Consider the following 17490-nt stretch of genomic DNA (forward strand, 5'->3'; position numbering starts at 1 on the left):
GGTGGCCCACCGCGCGTTGCGGGACGGGAGGGGCCAAGCGGGGAATGTGCGCGCCGTAGGATCCGTTGGGTGGGGTGAGAGTCCGCACCGGCCCCCGGTAGGCAGCACGAAGTCCGCAGAGACGAGGAAAGAACCCGTGAGCGACGTACGAAACGTGATCATCATCGGCTCCGGGCCGGCCGGTTACACGGCCGCCCTGTACACCGCACGCGCTTCGCTCAACCCCCTGGTCTTCGAAGGTGCCGTCACCGCCGGCGGCGCGCTCATGAACACCACCGAGGTCGAGAACTTCCCCGGCTTCCGGGACGGCATCATGGGCCCGGACCTCATGGACAACATGCGCGACCAGGCCGAGCGCTTCGGCGCCGAGCTCGTCCCGGACGACGTCGTCGCCGTGGACCTCACCGGTGAGATCAAGACCGTCACGGACACCGCCGGCACGGTGCACCGCGCCAAGGCCGTCATCGTCACCACCGGTTCCCAGCACCGCAAGCTCGGCCTGCCCAACGAGGACGCCCTCTCCGGACGCGGTGTCTCCTGGTGCGCCACCTGTGACGGGTTCTTCTTCAAGGACCAGGACATCGCCGTCGTCGGCGGCGGCGACACCGCGATGGAGGAGGCCACCTTCCTCTCCCGGTTCGCCAAGTCCGTCACGATCGTCCACCGCCGTGACAGCCTGCGCGCCTCCAAGACCATGCAGGACCGCGCCTTCGCCGACCCGAAGATCAAGTTCGCCTGGGACAGCGAGGTCGCCGAGATCCACGGCGAGCAGAAGCTCTCCGGCCTCACCCTGCGCAACACCAAGACCGGTGAGACCTCCGAGCTGCCCGTGACCGGCCTGTTCATCGCCGTCGGACACGACCCGCGCACCGAGCTGTTCACCGGCCAGCTCGACCTGGACGACGAGGGCTACCTCAAGGTCGACGCCCCCTCGACCCGCACCAACCTGACGGGTGTGTTCGGCGCCGGCGACGTCGTGGACCACACCTACCGCCAGGCGATCACCGCGGCCGGCACCGGCTGCTCCGCCGCCCTCGACGCGGAGCGCTTCCTCGCGGCGCTCGCGGACACCGAGCCGGCGGCCGCGACCGTCTGACCCGGCTCCATCCCCACACCCCACACCCCGTAGAAGAGAAGGAGGCCGCAGTGGCCGGCACCCTCAAGAACGTGACCGACGCGGACTTCGACGACGTCGTCCTGCGCAGCGACAAGCCCGTCCTGGTGGACTTCTGGGCCGAGTGGTGCGGCCCGTGCCGCCAGATCGCGCCTTCGCTGGAGGCGATCGCCGCCGAGCACGGCGACCAGATCGAGATCGTGAAGCTCAACATCGACCAGAACCCGGGCACCGCCGCCAAGTACGGCGTCATGTCCATCCCGACCCTGAACGTCTACCAGGGCGGCGAGGTCGTGAAGACCATCGTCGGTGCGAAGCCGAAGGCCGCCATCCTGCGCGACCTGTCCGACTTCGTCGAGGTGCAGGCCTGATCGGCCGCTCCGCGCGGTCGGCAGTGACCACGTGAAACGGGGCCGTCCCTGAAGGGGCGGCCCCGTTCGCATGTCCGGTGACCCAGGCGCTCACAGCGGGCGCAGGGCCGGCTCCTTGCGGGCCCTCGCTCCGCCCAACAGACGGTCCAGGGCGAGCTCCACGTCTTCCTTCCACGACAACGTCGTGCGCAGCTCCAACCTCAGCCGGGGGTGGGACGGATGGGGGCGTACGGTCTTGAACCCCACCGACAGCAGGTGGTCGGCCGGCAGCAGACAGGCGGGCCGCTCCCAACGCGTCTCGCCGAACGCCTCGATCGCCTTGAACCCCCGTCGCAGCAGGTCTTTCGCGACCGTCTGGACCATCACCCGCCCCAGGCCCTGCCCCTGGTACCCCGGCATGATCCATGCCGTGATCAGCTGCACCGCGTCCGGGGACACCGGGCTCGTCGGGAAGGAAGCGGCCCTCGGTACGTAGGCGGGCGGGGCGTACAGCACGAACCCGACCGGGACCTCGTCCACGTAGACCACCCGGCCGCAGGAGCCCCAGTCCAGCAGGACGGCCGAGATCCAGGCCTCCTTCTCCAGCTCCGGAGTGCCCGCCTTCACGGCGGCCTCGCCGGTGACGGGATCCAGCTCCCAGAACACACAGCTCCGGCAACGCCTGGGCAGATCCTGGAGGTTGTCCAGCGTGAGCGGTACCAACCGACGACCCATGCCCACATCGTAAGCACTGCCCCCTGCTTCTTCGAGTGTGGACACCTCGAAGAAGCAGGGGGCAGCGAGTGGAGCGAGTCGGAGGTACTACTCCCCGGAAAGACCCTGTTCGAGGACTCGGCCCTCACCCGGGGCCAGCGTTCCCAGGATGCGCTCCAGATCCTCCATGGACGCGAACTCGACGGTGATCTTGCCCTTCTTCTGGCCCAGATCCACCTTCACCCGGGTCTCGAACCGGTCCGACAGACGGGTCGCCAGCTCGCTGAGCGCCGGGGACACCCGCGCCCCGGCCCGCGGACCCTTGGGCTTCACGGTGCTCGACGGCTCCGAGCCCATCAGCTGGATGATCTCCTCGACCGAGCGCACCGACAGACCCTCGGCCACGATCCGCTCGGCAAGACGGAGCTGCTCCCCGAAGTCCTCCACGGATACGAGCGCCCGCGCGTGACCCGCCAGCAGCACACCGGAGGCCACCTTGAGCTGCACGTCGGGCGAGAGCCTCAGCAGCCGCAGGGTGTTGGTGACCTGCGGACGCGAGCGCCCGATCCGGTCCGCCAGCTGGTCGTGCGTGCAGTTGAACTCCTTGAGGAGCTGGTCGTACGCCGCGGCCTCCTCCAGCGGGTTCAGCTGCACGCGGTGCAGGTTCTCCAGGAGGGCGTCCAGCAGGAGCTTGTCGTCGTCCGTCGCCCGGATGATCGCCGGGATGGACTCCAGCCCCGCCAGCCCGCAGGCGCGGAACCGGCGCTCGCCCATGATCAGCTCGTAGCGGCCGGGTTCCGTCTCCCGGACCACCACCGGCTGGAGCAGGCCCACCGTCTGGATCGAGGTCACCAGCTCGGCCAGCGCGTCCTCGTCGAGGTGCTGCATGTTGCGCGGCTGCTTCGGGTTCGGCGAGATCGCGTCCAGCGGAAGCTCCGCGAAGGTCGCTCCCGCCACCTCGTTGCCCGCCGGCTCCGCAGCTGCCGGCTCCACCGGCACCGATGTTTCACGTGAAACATCCGCCTGGACCAACGCGGCGAGCTTCGCCGCGGCGATCCCCCGCTCCGACGGGAGCACCGGCACCGCCGACGGGTTAGCCGACCCGGTACCCACCACCGGCGTCTTCTCCTGGGGAGCGGACGGGATCAGCGCGCCGAGCCCCCGCCCCAGACCCCTACGTCGCTCGCTCACTGGATACCCTCCGCCACACTCTGCGTGCTGTTCATGCCCGCGCCCAGATGGGCGTGCTGGGCGTCGTAATGGATTCCGGCCCCCCGCAGGGCGATCTCCCGCGCTGCTTCCAGGTAGGAAAGGGCGCCGCTCGAGCCCGGATCGTACGTGAGGACCGTCTGCCCGTAGCTCGGGGCCTCCGAGATCCGCACCGACCGCGGGATGCTCGTGCGCAGCACCTCCTTGCCGAAGTGGGTGCGCACCTCGTCCGCCACCTGTGAGGCCAGCCGCGTCCTGCCGTCGTACATCGTCAGCAGGATCGTCGAGACGTGCAGGGCCGGGTTCAGGTGGGCCCGCACCAGGTCGACGTTGCGCAGCAGCTGTCCCAGGCCCTCCAGCGCGTAGTACTCGCACTGGATGGGGATCAGCACCTCCGCGCCGGCCACCATGGCGTTCACCGTCAGCAGGCCCAGCGAGGGCGGGCAGTCGATGAGGATGTAGTCGAGCGGCTGCTCGTACGCCTGGATCGCCCGCTGGAGCCGGCTCTCACGGGCCACCAGCGACACCAGCTCGATCTCCGCACCGGCGAGGTCGATCGTGGCCGGGGCACAGAAGAGCCCTTCCACGTCCACCACCGGCTGGACGACCTCCAGCAGGGGACGGCTGTCCACGAGCACGTCGTAGATGGACGGCACATCCGCGTGGTGGTCGATGCCCAGCGCGGTGGAGGCGTTGCCCTGCGGGTCGAGGTCGATGACCAGGACGCGCGCACCGTGCAGGGCGAGCGAGGCGGCCAGGTTCACGGTCGTCGTGGTCTTGCCGACGCCGCCCTTCTGGTTGGCCACGACCATGATCCGGGTCTGTGCGGGCCGCGGCAGGGCGGCACCGTTGTGCCCCAGGGAGTGGACCGCCTGCTGGGCGGCGCGGGCGAGCGGGGTGTCCTCGATGTCGTCGTTGTCCACGAGGGGCGGGGACGATGTTTCACGTGAAACATCCTCACCCGGCGATTCAGAGCGGGGACCGGGGACCGGATCGGCCATCGGCCCCGCGAGGTTGGCGTCGGACCGCACGGTGTCACTCTCCTCGGCAGCGGGCTCGCGATGAACAGAGCCTGCCATGCCACCCGGGTCGCGAACCAGCGGGGCCCGTACTCCTGTGGATGAATCCACCGTTGTGGACAACTCCGCCACCCCCGCGTCGTTGCGGGGGCGGGGTGCCGCAGCAGCACGACCGCGGCTGATGATTCCGTGCAGCAGAGAGCGACGTTTCACGTGAAACACGATGCCCGGACGGAGTCTTCAGCCCGCTACGACACTCCGAAATCCATACCTATAGGGCCCAACCCGCCCCAAAAGGCACCTTCGGCGACGGACTCAGCGGCGCCTGCGCGCCCGCCCCACCCGTGCGGCCTTAGCCCGCTTGGCCGCGAACCTCACCCCACCGGGGCTTTCTCCGACCTCCACCCGGACCACCGTGGACAACGGGTCGACGACACCCTCGCCCACGTGGAGCACCGAGGTCTTCACCACACCCAGCTTGGTCAGCGCGACCTTCGCCGAGACCAGCTCCTCCTCCGCGGTGTCGCCCTTCAGGGCCAGCATCTCGCCGTAGGGACGCAGCAGCGGTACGCCCCAGCCCGCGAGCCGGTCCAGCGGTGCCACCGCGCGGGCCGTCACCACATGCACGGGCTGGAGCTTGCCCAGCACCTCTTCGGCCCGGCCGCGCACCACGGTGACGTGGTCCAGGCCGAGCAGCTCCACGACTTCCTGGAGGAAGGTCGTCCTGCGCAGCAGCGGCTCCAACAGGGTGATCTTCAGGTCCCGGCGCACCAGGGCGAGCGGGATGCCGGGCAGGCCGGCACCCGAACCCACGTCGCAGACGGTGACGCCCTCCGGCACCACCTCGGAGAGCACCGCGCAGTTCAGCAGGTGCCGCTCCCACAGCCGGGGAACCTCACGCGGCCCGATCAGGCCGCGCTTGACCCCCGCGTCCGCCAGCAGCTCCGCGTACCGCACAGCTTCCGGGAAAAACTCACCGAACACCGCGTGCGCCTCTTCGGGCGCCGGGGGCGCCTCCTCAGGCGCCGCGGGAAGCTCCGCTGCCTCCGTCACGGGGACCGTCCTTCCGTACAGAACCGCTCACGCCAAAACCGTGTCGTTCAACCGTGTCGTTCAACTGCCAGGCTTACAAACTTCGGCCCCGCCTGCGACACAGGCGGGGCCGACACACAACGTTCCCGGTCAGGCCGGGAGCACGACGACGAAGCGCTGCGGCTCCTCGCCCTCGGACTCGCTCTTCAGGCCGGCGGCCGCCACGGCGTCGTGGACGACCTTGCGCTCGAAGGGGGTCATCGGGGCCAGCTTCAGCGGCTCGCCCGAGGCCTTCACGTCAGCGGCGGCCTTGGCGCCCAGCTCCGCCAGCTCCGCGCGCTTCTTCGCCCGGAAGCCCCCGATGTCCAGCATCAGCCGGCTGCGGTCGCCGGTCTCCCGGTGCACGGCGAGGCGGGTCAGCTCCTGGAGGGCCTCCAGGACCTCACCGTCGCGGCCCACGAGCTTCTGCAGGTCACGGCCGCCCGAGTCGCTGACGATCGACACCGCGGCACGGTCGGCCTCGACGTCCATGTCGATGTCGCCGTCCAGGTCGGCGATGTCCAGCAGACCCTCAAGGTAGTCGGCCGCGATCTCACCCTCCTGCTCGAGGCGGGTCAGGGTGTCGCCACTCTCAGCGGCGGCGGTGGTGGTGCCTTCCGTCACGGGAGGGACTCCTTCTACTTCTTCGAGGGCTTGCTGGGGGGCGTCTGACGCTTGGACTTCGGCTGTCGCTTCGGCTGCTGCCGCTTGGTGGCGACACCGCCGCTCGCCGCGTCCGAGTCGGCCGTGGCCTCAGAACTCTTGATCACGGAGCCGTCCGCCTGCGCTGCCATGCCCTGCTTCGTCAGCGCGGTGATGAACTTCCGCTCGTTGTCGTTGCGGTCCGGGCCCTTGGCCACGATCGCCGCGACGATCTTCTTCTTGCCCCGGCCCTTGACGTCGCCGTGGGTGCTGACGTGCTTCAGCAGACGGGTCAGGTACTGGTCCTGGGCCTTGCTGCCCGGCGTCGGGTTCTGGTTGATCACGTACATCTGCTGGCCCATGGTCCACACGTTGGTGGTCAGCCAGTAGATGAGGACACCGACGGGGAAGTTGATGCCCATGACGGCGAAGATCACCGGGAAGATGTACATCAGCATCTTCTGCTGCTGCATGAAGGGGGTCTTGACCGAGAGGTCGACGTTCTTCTGCATCAGCTGGCGCTGCGTGTAGAACTGCGACAGCGACATCAGGACGATCATGACCGCCGTGACGATGCGCACGTTGGTGATCGAGGCGTCCAGGGCCGCGACCTTCTCGGCGCTGTCCGTGAACTTGGCGGCCAGCGGGGCACCGAAGATGTGCGCCTGACGGGCGCTCTCCAGCAGCGACTGGTTGATCACGCCGATGGTCTTGCCGTTGGCGATGCTCGCGAGCACGTGGTAGAGGGCGAAGAAGAACGGCGACTGCGCCAGGATGGGAAGGCACGAGGAGAGCGGGTTGGTGCCCGTCTCCTTGTACAGCTTCATCATCTCTTCGGACTGACGCTGCTTGTCGTTCTTGTAGCGCTCCTGGATCGCCTTCATCTTCGGCTGGAGCGCCTGCATGCCTCGCGTCGCCTTGATCTGCTTCACGAAGAGCGGGATCAGACAGATGCGGATCAGGATCACCAGGGACACGATGGACAGGCCCCAGGCCCATCCACTGTCCGCACCGAAGATCGCGCCGTAGACCTTGTGGAACTGGACGATGATCCACGACACGGGTGTGGTGATAAAGCTGAACAGACTGGCAATCGTGTCCACTAATCAGGCTCCTTGAGCATTGCGAGATCTACGCAACGCACTGCGCAGCTGCTCGTGCCAACGCGGGCGTTTCCGGGGTGGGACATGATCCACACCACCCGGGGACCACGGATTGCACCGCAGGATCCGCCAGGCGGTCAGAACCGTCCCCTTCACCGCACCATGCCGGTCGATGGCCGTGAACCCGTAGTGCGAACACGACGGGTAATAGCGGCACACCGGCCCGAGCAGCGGACTGATCGTCCACTGGTACAGCTTGATCAAAGCGAGCAGCGGGTACTTCATCGAGCCACGCCTCCCAGCAGCCGCGCCAAGGCGGCGTCCAGGTCACGGGCCAGCTCGTCGACGCCGGCGTCAGCGGCTCCGGGCAGGGCCCGCACCACCACCAGGCTACCGGCGGGCAGCTGGGCCAGCCGATCACGCACGAGATGGCGGAGACGGCGCTTGACCCGGTTGCGGACCACGGCGATGCCGACGGCCTTGCTGACGACGAAACCCGCACGCGGCGAGGGATCGACATCCCCCGGCTCGTGCGGGTCCGTTGCACCGCTTGTACGTAGGTGGACGACGAGGAGCGGGCGACCTGCCCGGCGCCCTCGGCGCACCGCGCTCGCGAAGTCCTCGCGCCGCCTCAGCCGATTTTCGGGAGACAGCACGACGTCACGACCTGCGCGTTGTTACGCGGAAAGGGCGGAACGGCCCTTGCTGCGGCGGTTCGCCAGGATCGCGCGACCGGCACGGGTACGCATCCGCAGACGGAAGCCGTGGGTCTTGGCACGACGGCGGTTGTTCGGCTGGAAGGTGCGCTTGCTCACTCGGGGGCTCCAGAGAATGAATCGTTGTGGCGGTACATCGCCTGGCTGTCACCGTGCGCCCACGAGGAACTCGCGTGTTCGCCCGAGTGGACACCGCTAAATGATCACAAACAGTGATCTTCGCCCATCGGTAGGCAGGCGGCAGCAGCCATCGACAACTCGACCTCGTTACGGTACGCGCGGCTACGCCATCCGGTCAAACCGAGCGTCCCCTGCCCCACACTGTGCACAGGCTGTGGACAACGACTTGAACCCTACCCACCGGCCTGACTACCGTTGTCTGATCCCGGATTTTTTGTCCCGACCGTCCCAAAGAACCACACATTCGTGGGACCGGGACCTGTGAGAGAGCGTGCTCTGTGGCTGACGTACCTGCCGATCTTGCCGCAGTGTGGCCACGCGTGCTCGAGAAGCTGCTCGGGGAGGGCCAGCAGGGGATCGAGCCCAAGGACAAGCAGTGGGTGGAACGATGCCAGCCGCTCGCCCTCGTCGCCGACACCGCGCTGCTCGCCGTGCCCAACGAGTGGGGCAAGCGGGTCCTGGAGGGCCGTCTCGCCCCTCTCATCAGCGACGCCCTGAGCCGCGAGTGCGGCCGGCCGATCCGGATCGCGATCACCGTGGACGACTCCGCGGGCGAGCCCGCGCCGTCGGCCCCGCCCGCCCCGTCCCCGCGCGAGGGCTACGAGCCCTACGGCGGCCAGCGCCCCGGGGCCGGCGAGGAGCAGCTCCCCGCCGCCCGCCCCGCCTACCCGGAGTACCAGCAGCCGCGCCAGGAGCCCGGCTCCTGGCCCCGCGGCGGCCAGGACGAGTACGGCTGGCAGCAGCAGCGCCTGGGCGGCTTCCCGGAGCGGGACCCCTACGCCACCCCGCAGCCCGGCTACCTCCAGCAGCCCGAGCCCGGCGGGTACGACCAGGGCGGCTACGAGCAGCAGAAGTACGAGCAGCCCGGCTACGAGCCCGAGAAGTACGACTCCCCCTCGTACGAGTCCCAGCCGTACGAGCCCCAGGGCTACGAGCGGCAGCAGTACGAGCAGCCGTCCCCGCGCCCCGCGCCCGGCCGGCCGACGCCGGCGCCCCCGCCGTCGGCGCCCTCCGGCGGCTCCACCTCGGGCCCGCTGGAGCCGACCGCCCGACTGAACCCCAAGTACCTCTTCGACACCTTCGTCATCGGTGCCTCCAACCGCTTCGCGCACGCCGCCGCGGTGGCCGTCGCCGAAGCGCCGGCGAAGGCGTACAACCCCCTCTTCGTCTACGGGGAGTCGGGCCTCGGCAAGACGCACCTGCTGCACGCCATCGGGCACTACGCGCGGAGCCTCTACCCCGGCACCCGCGTGCGGTACGTGAGCTCGGAGGAGTTCACCAACGAGTTCATCAACTCCATCCGCGACGGCAAGGGCGACGCCTTCCGCAAGCGGTACCGGGAGATGGACATCCTGCTCGTCGACGACATCCAGTTCCTCGCGAGCAAGGAGTCGACGCAGGAGGAGTTCTTCCACACCTTCAACACGCTCCACAACGCCAACAAGCAGATCGTCCTCTCCTCCGACCGGCCGCCCAAGCAGCTCGTCACCCTGGAGGACCGGCTCCGCAACCGCTTCGAGTGGGGCCTGATCACCGACGTCCAGCCGCCCGAGCTGGAGACGCGCATCGCGATCCTGCGCAAGAAGGCCGTCCAGGAGCAGCTCAACGCCCCGCCGGAGGTACTGGAGTTCATCGCCTCCCGCATCTCGCGCAACATCCGCGAGCTGGAGGGGGCGCTGATCCGCGTCACCGCCTTCGCGAGCCTGAACCGGCAGCCGGTGGACCTCGGGCTCACCGAGGACGTCCTCAAGAACCTGATCCCGGGCGGCGAGGACAGCGCGCCCGAGATCACCGCCTCCGACATCATGGCGGCCACCGCCGACTACTTCGGCCTGACCGTGGACGACCTGTGCGGCTCCTCGCGCAGCCGGGTCCTGGTCACCGCCCGGCAGATCGCCATGTACCTGTGCCGCGAGCTCACCGACCTGTCGCTGCCGAAGATCGGCGCCCAGTTCGGCGGGCGGGACCACACCACCGTCATGCACGCGGACCGCAAGATCCGCGCCCTGATGGCGGAACGGCGCTCGATCTACAACCAGGTCACGGAGCTCACCAACCGCATCAAGAACGGCTGACGCGGGCCCCGCACGGGCCGGCTGGCGGTCCCTCAAACCTCACGACAGGGCGCTTCCGGATCGAACCGGGGGCGCCCTTCTTCGGCCGTGCGCCCCTGCTCTGTTCGAATGCGCCCCCGGGAGGGCCCGTTGTCCACAGATTCCCCGGTTTTCTTCCGTCCACAGCCTGAGGACAGTCCACACCGCCCACAATCTGTCCACAGGCGTGCCTGTTGAGGAACCATCAGGGCAGGTCAGGACCCTGTGGAATTGTGAGCAAGCGTCATCCACAGGCTGTGGACAGAAAAATCGTCCACAGGCTCATCCACTCCTCTGTCCACCGCCGACCCACAGGTTCGCGCATCCTGTGCACAGGTTCCCGACGGTTCTCCACACCGTTGTCCACTGTTCGGCAACGGCACACCCCCCGTCACCGCCCCGAGTGAAAGCGGTCACACGGATGTCGACGTTTGCTCTGTGGACTTCTGGGGAAAAGCTGGGGACACACCTGTGGACTAGTGGGGCTCCCCTGGGGACGGCCTGTGCAGAACTTTCGGTTCTCCACAGACACCCCCGGTTGTCCACCGGTCCCACCCACAGGGTGTGGGGATAAAAAACGCGGGCTGACCTGGGAGAACGGGCTTATCCACCGTTTCCACAGGCCCTACTACTACCCCCATGGAGAGTTAGGCCGGTTTCGGTTTTCAAGCGGGTCCTGTGCACAACTCGCCGGACGGCCGTCCCGCCTCCTCGCTCCCGACTTGACCGCCAGCCGCGACGACTGTCGGCGCCGTACGTCAGACTGGTCCCCGGCATCGGTCGAGGCATCGACGGGCCGACGACGAAGGCCGGCAGACGAGCGAGCAACAGCAGGAGGCGGTTCCGGTGAAGATCCGGGTGGAGCGCGACGTACTCGCGGAGGCGGTGGCCTGGGCTGCACGCAGCCTCCCGGCCCGGCCGCCGGTGCCCGTACTCGCGGGCCTGCTGCTGAAGGCCGAGGAGGGCACCCTGTCCCTCTCCGGCTTCGACTACGAGGTCTCGGCCCGCGTCTCCGTCGAGGCGGACGTGGAGGAGGACGGCACCGTCCTCGTCTCCGGCCGGCTCCTCGCCGACATCTGCCGCGCCCTGCCCAACCGCCCGGTGGAGATTTCCACAGACGGTGTACGGGCGACCGTGGTCTGCGGCTCCTCGCGGTTCACACTCCACACCCTGCCTGTGGAGGAGTACCCGGCGCTCCCGCAGATGCCGACCGCCACCGGCACCGTGCCCGGCGAGGTCTTCGCCTCCGCCGCCGCGCAGGTCGCCATCGCCGCCGGCCGTGACGACACGCTGCCCGTGCTGACCGGTGTCCGCATCGAGATCGAGGGCGACCGCGTCACCCTGGCCTCCACCGACCGCTACCGCTTCGCGGTCCGCGAGTTCCTGTGGAAGCCGGAGAACCCGGAGGCCTCGGCCGTGGCCCTGGTGCCCGCCAAGACCCTCCTGGACACCGCCAAGTCCCTGACCAGCGGTGACACCGTCACCCTGGCGCTCTCCGGCTCCGGCCAGGGCGAGGGCCTCATCGGCTTCGAGGGCGCGGGCCGCCGCACCACCACCCGCCTGCTCGAGGGCGACCTGCCGAAGTACCGCACGCTCTTCCCGACGGAGTTCAACTCCGTCGCCGTGATCGAGACCGCCCCGTTCGTCGAGGCCGTCAAGCGCGTGGCCCTGGTCGCCGAGCGCAACACGCCGGTCCGCCTCAGCTTCGAGCAGGGCGTGCTGATCCTGGAAGCGGGCTCCAGCGACGACGCACAGGCTGTGGAGCGCGTCGACGCCAACCTGGAGGGCGACGACATCTCGATCGCCTTCAACCCCACCTTCCTGCTGGACGGCCTGAGCGCCATCGACTCGCCCGCCGCCCAGCTCAGCTTCACCACGTCCACCAAGCCCGCGCTGCTCAGCGGCCGGCCCGCGGTGGACGCGGAGGCCGACGAGGCCTACAAGTACCTGATCATGCCGGTCCGCCTCTCCGGCTGACCCGCTCCCGCCGTACACCGGCACCGGGCCCGGTCTCGCAGCGGCGAGTGCCGGGCCCGGCGCCGTCCGGAGCGGCCCGGGGCCATGGCCCGGCGTAGGCTCGGACCCGGCGGGCGACCCAGGAAAACCGACCGGAACCCACCGGTACCGGGAAGCCCCGTACAGACGGCCCCAACGCTTAAGGAACCCACCTGATGGAGCTCGGTCTCGTCGGTCTCGGCAAGATGGGCGGCAACATGCGCGAGCGCATCCGCCGCGCAGGCCACACCGTCATCGGATACGACCGCAACCCGGACCTCGCCGATGTCCACAGCCTGCAGGAGCTTGTGGACGGCCTGCAGTCCCCCCGCGTCGTGTGGGTGATGGTCCCTGCCGGGGCCGCGACGCAGTCCACCGTCGACGAGCTGGCCGAGCTGCTCTCCCCCGGCGACATCGTCGTCGACGGCGGCAACTCGCGCTGGACCGACGACGAGAAGCACGCCGAGGAGCTCAAGGCCAAGGGCATCGGCTTCGTCGACTGCGGCGTCTCCGGCGGCGTCTGGGGCCTGGAGAACGGCTACGCGCTGATGTACGGCGGCGACGAGAAGGACGTCGCCGTGGTCCAGCCGATCTTCGACGCCCTCAAGCCCGAGGGCGACTTCGGCTCCGTGCACGCCGGCAAGGTCGGCGCGGGCCACTTCGCGAAGATGGTCCACAACGGCATCGAGTACGCCATGATGCAGGCCTACGCCGAGGGCTGGGAGCTCCTGGAGAAGGTCGACTCGGTCACCGACGTCCGCGAGGTCTTCCGGTCCTGGCAGGAGGGCACGGTCATCCGCTCCTGGCTGCTGGACCTCGCCGTCAACGCGCTGGACGAGGACGAGCACCTCGACCGGCTCAAGGGCTTCGCCCAGGACTCGGGCGAGGGCCGCTGGACCGTCGAGGCGGCCATCGACAACGCCGTCCCGCTGCCGGCGATCACGGCCTCGCTGTTCGCCCGGTTCGCGTCCCGCCAGGACGACTCGCCGCAGATGAAGATGATCGCCGCGCTGCGCAACCAGTTCGGCGGCCACGCGGTCGAGAAGAAGTAGCCGGGAAGAAGCAGCCGGCAGGAAGCAAGCGCACCACAGCAACACCGCACCACAGAGCACAGCAGGAAGCCGGGGGAGGTCGGCGCCGCATGCACGTATCGCATCTCTCGCTGGCCGACTTCCGCTCGTACGCCCGGGCCGAGGTTCCCCTCGCCCCGGGCGTCACGGCTTTCGTGGGCCCCAACGGCCAGGGCAAGACCAACCTCGTCGAGGCCATCGGCTACCTGGCCACCCTGGGCAGCCACCGCGTCTCCTCGGACGCCCCGCTCGTCCGCATGGGCGCCGACCGGGCGGTCATCCGCGCCGCCGTCACCCAGGGCGAACGCCAGCAGCTGGTCGAGCTCGAACTGAACCCGGGCCGCGCCAACCGCGCCCGCGTCAACCGGTCCTCGCAGGTCAGACCCCGCGACGTACTGGGGATCGTACGCACGGTGCTGTTCGCCCCGGAGGACCTCGCCCTGGTCAAGGGCGACCCCGGAGAACGGCGCCGCTTCCTCGACGAGCTCGTGACGGCCCGCTCCCCGCGGATGGCGGCGGTCCGCTCCGACTACGAGCGCGTCCTCAAGCAGCGCAACACCCTCCTGAAGTCCGCCGCGATGGCCCGCCGCCACGGCGGCCGCTCCATGGACCTGTCCACCCTCGACGTCTGGGACCAGCACCTCGCGCGCGTCGGCGCCGAGCTCCTCGCCCAGCGCCTCGAACTGATCGCCACCCTGCTGCCGCTCGCCGACAAGGCGTACGAGCAGCTCGCCCCCGGCGGCGGCCCGCTCGCGCTCGCGTACAGGTCCTCCGCGGGCGACCCGGTCGACAGCGGCGCCGCCCGCACCCGCGAGGAGCTCTACGAGGCCCTGCTCGCCACCCTGTCCCAGGTCCGCAAGCAGGAGATCGAGCGCGGGGTGACCCTGGCAGGCCCGCACCGCGACGACCTCCTGCTGCGCCTCGGCGACCTCCCCGCCAAGGGGTACGCCAGCCACGGGGAATCCTGGTCGTACGCGCTGGCCCTGCGCCTGGCCTCGTACGAACTGCTGCGCTCGGAGGGGGCGGAGCCGGTGCTGATCCTCGACGACGTCTTCGCGGAGCTGGACGCGCGCCGCCGCGAGCGGCTCGCGGAGCTGGTGGCGGGCGGCGAACAGGTACTGGTGACGGCGGCGGTCGACGACGACGTCCCGGGCGTGCTGACGGGCACCCGCTTCGGGGTGTCCGGCGGCGAGGTGACCCGGCTGTGACCGACGGCGACCGGCACGAGCGCAAGGCTCCGGAGCCCTCCGGGGTGGACCTGGCCCGCCAGGCCCTCGCGGCCGCGCGCGAGCAGGCCCGCGCCCGGGGCAACGCGGCGGGCGGGAAGCAGCGCCGGCAGCAGCCCGGGCTGCGCTCGGGGGCCCGCGCCGACGGCCGGGACCCGATGCCGCTGATGGCCGCCCTGGACCGGCTGCGCACCGAGCGCGGCTGGGAGATGCCGATCGCGGTCGCCGGGGTGATGGAGCGCTGGGCGGAGATCGTCGGCCCGGAGATCGCGGCGCACTGTGAACCGGAGCGCTACGAGGAGCGTGAACTCCTCGTGCGGTGCGATTCCTCGGCGTGGGCCGCGCAGCTGAAGCTGCTGGCCCCGCAGCTGGTGGCACGGCTGAACGCGGAACTGGGACAGGGCACGGTCCGGCTGATCAAGGTGCAGGGACCGGGCGGCCGCCCCAAGCGGTACGGGCCGTGGCGGGCCCCGGGCAGCACCGGCCCCGGCGACACCTACGGCTGAGCGGGTTCCGGCCGCCCGGCCGGTTCCGCGACCGTAGGGGTTCCGGCCAGCGGTGATGACCCGCGCCAGGCCCGCGCCAGGTCCGCGCACGGCCCGCGACGGGTAGCGCGGAGGCCTCGTCCGGGCCCCGCGGAGCCCTCTGCGCGGGCCGGGCCGCAGCGCCCCGGCGGGTCCGGCGGAGGTGGTGTCCCTCACGGTAGTGGAAGGTTGACAGGCCGAAGCGCTGGACGCCCGTGTGAGCCTCTTTGAGCCCCTCCCCGAATATGGGGAGTCTCGGAGAGGAGGTTCAGGGCGGCACATGCGGACTCAGGCACCGGCAAACCCCCATTCGTGTCAGTGGTACCGGTAGACTGGAAGCAATCCCGCCCGATCCGCGGGAGACAGCACGACAACGCAGACAACGCAGATCGACGCGGCCGCTCCCGCCGGCGCACACGCTGGTCCGGAGTACGGGCTGCGCTGTGCCAGAAAGGGCGCTTCGTGGCCGATTCCGGCGACTCCAACGAGAAGAATTACGACGCCAGTGCGATCCAGGTCCTGGAGGGCCTGGACGCAGTGCGCAAGCGGCCGGGTATGTACATCGGCTCGACGGGCGAGCGTGGTCTGCACCACCTCGTCTACGAGGTCGTCGACAACTCGGTCGACGAGGCGCTGGCCGGGCACGCGGACACCATCGACGTGACGATCCTCGCCGACGGCGGGGTGCGCGTGGTCGACAACGGCCGAGGCATCCCGGTCGGCATCGTGCCGTCCGAGGGCAAGCCGGCCGTCGAGGTCGTCCTGACCGTCCTGCACGCGGGCGGCAAGTTCGGCGGCGGCGGCTACGCCGTCTCCGGCGGTCTGCACGGCGTCGGCGTGTCCGTCGTGAACGCCCTGTCCACCAAGGTCGCGGTCGAGGTCAAGACGGACGGCCACCGCTGGACCCAGGACTACAAGCTGGGCGTCCCGACGGCCCCGCTGGCCAAGAACGAGGAGACCGACGAGACCGGTACGTCGGTGACGTTCTGGGCCGACGGCGACATCTTCGAGACCACCGAGTACTCCTTCGAGACGCTGTCGCGGCGCTTCCAGGAGATGGCCTTCCTCAACAAGGGCCTGACCCTGACGCTGACCGACGAGCGCGAGTCGGCGAAGGCCACCGTGGGCGCGGACGACCCCGACGCGGACGCGGCCGAGCCCACCGCGCGCACGGTGAAGTACTACTACGAGGGCGGCATCGTCGACTTCGTGAAGTACCTCAACTCGCGCAAGGGCGAGCTGATCCACCCCACCGTCATCGACGTCGAGGCCGAGGACAAGGAGCGCATGCTCTCGGTCGAGATCGCGATGCAGTGGAACTCGCAGTACAGCGAGGGCGTCTACTCCTTCGCGAACACGATCCACACGCACGAGGGCGGCACCCACGAAGAGGGCTTCCGCGCGGCGCTGACCGGCCTGGTCAACCGCTACGCGCGGGACAAGAAGCTGCTCCGCGAGAAGGACGACAACCTCGCCGGCGAGGACATCCGCGAGGGTCTGACGGCGATCATCTCGGTCAAGCTGGGCGAGCCCCAGTTCGAGGGCCAGACGAAGACCAAGCTGGGCAACACGGAGGCCAAGACCTTCGTTCAGAAGGTCGTCCACGAGCACCTCAGTGACTGGTTCGACCGCAACCCGGTCGAGGCCGCGGACATCGTCCGCAAGGCGATCCAGGCGGCCACGGCCCGCGTCGCGGCCCGCAAGGCCCGTGACCTGACCCGCCGCAAGGGCCTTCTGGAGAGCGCCTCGCTGCCGGGCAAGCTCTCCGACTGCCAGTCGAACGACCCGACCAAGTGCGAGATCTTCATCGTCGAGGGCGACTCCGCCGGCGGCTCCGCGAAGTCCGGCCGCAACCCGATGTACCAGGCCATCCTGCCCATCCGCGGCAAGATCCTGAACGTCGAGAAGGCCCGTATCGACAAGATCCTCCAGAACACCGAGGTCCAGGCGCTGATCAGCGCCTTCGGCACCGGTGTGCACGAGGACTTCGACATCGAGAAGCTCCGCTATCACAAGATCATCCTGATGGCGGACGCCGACGTCGACGGCCAGCACATCAACACCCTGCTGCTGACCTTCCTGTTCCGCTTCATGCGTCCGCTGGTCGAGGCCGGGCACGTGTACCTGTCCCGTCCGCCGCTCTACAAGATCAAGTGGGGTCGCGACGACTTCGAGTACGCGTACTCGGACCGCGAGCGCGACGCCCTGGTCGAGCTCGGCAAGCAGAACGGCAAGCGCATCAGGGAGGACTCGATCCAGCGCTTCAAGGGTCTGGGCGAGATGAACGCCGAGGAGCTGCGCGTCACCACCATGGACGTGGACCACCGTGTGCTCGGCCAGGTCACCCTGGACGACGCGGCGCAGGCCGACGACCTGTTCTCGGTGCTGATGGGTGAGGACGTCGAGGCGCGGCGCTCCTTCATCCAGCGCAACGCCAAGGACGTCCGCTTCCTCGACATCTGAG

Annotated in this window: 17 protein-coding genes; 8 read left to right on the forward strand and 9 right to left on the reverse strand. The window is 69.4% G+C overall.

All coding sequences use genetic code 11. The features are described 5' to 3' along the window. The first annotated feature begins 136 nt into the window (after positions 1-136). Complete coding sequence (gene trxB, locus ABD973_RS16050) at positions 137-1096, forward strand: thioredoxin-disulfide reductase (RefSeq protein ID WP_125595662.1); 960 nt, start codon at positions 137-139, stop codon at positions 1094-1096. A 50-nt stretch (positions 1097-1146) separates the two neighbouring features. Then, positions 1147-1485, forward strand: a complete 339-nt coding sequence (gene trxA / locus ABD973_RS16055; RefSeq protein ID WP_125595665.1) for a thioredoxin — start codon at positions 1147-1149, stop codon at positions 1483-1485. Positions 1486-1575: 90 nt separating this feature from the next. Here the strand turns inward: trxA and ABD973_RS16060 are convergent, their stop codons facing one another. The 9 genes from ABD973_RS16060 to rpmH form a co-directional block, all read right to left on the reverse strand. Then, positions 1576-2199 (reverse strand): GNAT family N-acetyltransferase, encoded by a 624-nt coding sequence (locus ABD973_RS16060; RefSeq protein ID WP_125595668.1) that lies wholly within the window; start codon positions 2197-2199, stop codon positions 1576-1578. An 87-nt stretch (positions 2200-2286) separates the two neighbouring features. After that, complete coding sequence (locus ABD973_RS16065; RefSeq protein ID WP_125821727.1) at positions 2287-3369, reverse strand: ParB/RepB/Spo0J family partition protein; 1083 nt, start codon at positions 3367-3369, stop codon at positions 2287-2289. Further along, the gene (locus tag ABD973_RS16070) at positions 3366-4466 is read right to left on the reverse strand and encodes a ParA family protein (RefSeq protein WP_125595673.1); all 1101 of its coding nucleotides are present in this window, start codon (positions 4464-4466) and stop codon (positions 3366-3368) included. The genes ABD973_RS16065 and ABD973_RS16070 overlap by 4 nt, the downstream gene beginning before the upstream one ends. A gap of 255 nt (positions 4467-4721) precedes the next feature. Continuing rightward, on the reverse strand, positions 4722-5459 hold the full coding sequence (gene rsmG, locus ABD973_RS16075) for a 16S rRNA (guanine(527)-N(7))-methyltransferase RsmG (RefSeq protein WP_345500507.1): 738 nt from the start codon (positions 5457-5459) through the stop codon (positions 4722-4724). A 129-nt stretch (positions 5460-5588) separates the two neighbouring features. Then, positions 5589-6101 carry a Jag family protein gene (locus tag ABD973_RS16080; RefSeq protein ID WP_125595677.1) on the reverse strand — a complete coding sequence of 171 codons (513 nt, stop codon included), beginning with the start codon at positions 6099-6101 and terminating at the stop codon, positions 5589-5591. Between the two features lie 14 nt (positions 6102-6115). Further along, positions 6116-7222, reverse strand: coding sequence for a membrane protein insertase YidC (yidC, locus tag ABD973_RS16085; RefSeq protein ID WP_125595679.1), 1107 nt, complete (start codon positions 7220-7222; stop codon positions 6116-6118). 3 nt (positions 7223-7225) lie between these two features. Further along, positions 7226-7507 (reverse strand): membrane protein insertion efficiency factor YidD, encoded by a 282-nt coding sequence (gene yidD / locus ABD973_RS16090; protein ID WP_078950077.1) that lies wholly within the window; start codon positions 7505-7507, stop codon positions 7226-7228. Further along, the gene (rnpA, locus tag ABD973_RS16095; protein WP_125595682.1) at positions 7504-7878 is read right to left on the reverse strand and encodes a ribonuclease P protein component; all 375 of its coding nucleotides are present in this window, start codon (positions 7876-7878) and stop codon (positions 7504-7506) included. Before rnpA ends, yidD begins: the two co-directional genes overlap by 4 nt. Positions 7879-7899: 21 nt before the next feature. Continuing rightward, positions 7900-8037: a 50S ribosomal protein L34 gene (rpmH, locus tag ABD973_RS16100; protein WP_007265229.1), complete on the reverse strand. Its 138-nt coding sequence runs from the start codon at positions 8035-8037 to the stop codon at positions 7900-7902. Between the two features lie 359 nt (positions 8038-8396). Here rpmH and dnaA point away from each other — a divergent pair, with 359 nt between their 5' ends. From dnaA to gyrB, 6 genes are all read left to right on the forward strand, one after another. Then, complete coding sequence (gene dnaA, locus ABD973_RS16105; RefSeq protein WP_125821726.1) at positions 8397-10193, forward strand: chromosomal replication initiator protein DnaA; 1797 nt, start codon at positions 8397-8399, stop codon at positions 10191-10193. 864 nt (positions 10194-11057) lie between these two features. Then, entirely contained in the window at positions 11058-12188 is a 1131-nt protein-coding gene (gene dnaN / locus ABD973_RS16110) for a DNA polymerase III subunit beta (protein WP_007265226.1), read from the forward strand. A gap of 194 nt (positions 12189-12382) precedes the next feature. Continuing rightward, positions 12383-13258 carry a phosphogluconate dehydrogenase (NAD(+)-dependent, decarboxylating) gene (gene gnd, locus ABD973_RS16115; RefSeq protein WP_125597979.1) on the forward strand — a complete coding sequence of 292 codons (876 nt, stop codon included), beginning with the start codon at positions 12383-12385 and terminating at the stop codon, positions 13256-13258. Between the two features lie 89 nt (positions 13259-13347). After that, the gene (gene recF, locus ABD973_RS16120; protein WP_125821725.1) at positions 13348-14484 is read left to right on the forward strand and encodes a DNA replication/repair protein RecF; all 1137 of its coding nucleotides are present in this window, start codon (positions 13348-13350) and stop codon (positions 14482-14484) included. Next, positions 14481-15008 carry a DciA family protein gene (locus ABD973_RS16125; RefSeq protein ID WP_125597973.1) on the forward strand — a complete coding sequence of 176 codons (528 nt, stop codon included), beginning with the start codon at positions 14481-14483 and terminating at the stop codon, positions 15006-15008. The genes recF and ABD973_RS16125 overlap by 4 nt, the downstream gene beginning before the upstream one ends. Before the next feature lie 459 nt (positions 15009-15467). Next, positions 15468-17489, forward strand: a complete 2022-nt coding sequence (gene gyrB, locus ABD973_RS16130) for a DNA topoisomerase (ATP-hydrolyzing) subunit B (protein ID WP_125597988.1) — start codon at positions 15468-15470, stop codon at positions 17487-17489. Position 17490 lies beyond the last annotated feature (1 nt).

The organism is Streptomyces racemochromogenes, assembly GCF_039535215.1.
Classification (GTDB): Bacteria; Actinomycetota; Actinomycetes; order Streptomycetales; family Streptomycetaceae; genus Streptomyces; species Streptomyces racemochromogenes.

Excerpts from the sequence above, each read along its gene's own strand:
- yidD (WP_078950077.1), bottom strand. The coding sequence starts at position 7,507 with ATGAAGTACCCGCTGCTCGCTTTGATCAAGCTGTACCAGTGGACGATC.
- gnd (WP_125597979.1), top strand. The coding sequence starts at position 12,383 with ATGGAGCTCGGTCTCGTCGGTCTCGGCAAGATGGGCGGCAACATGCGC.
- ABD973_RS16060 (WP_125595668.1), bottom strand. The coding sequence starts at position 2,199 with ATGGGTCGTCGGTTGGTACCGCTCACGCTGGACAACCTCCAGGATCTG.
- recF (WP_125821725.1), top strand. The coding sequence starts at position 13,348 with ATGCACGTATCGCATCTCTCGCTGGCCGACTTCCGCTCGTACGCCCGG.
- ABD973_RS16070 (WP_125595673.1), bottom strand. The coding sequence starts at position 4,466 with ATGGCAGGCTCTGTTCATCGCGAGCCCGCTGCCGAGGAGAGTGACACC.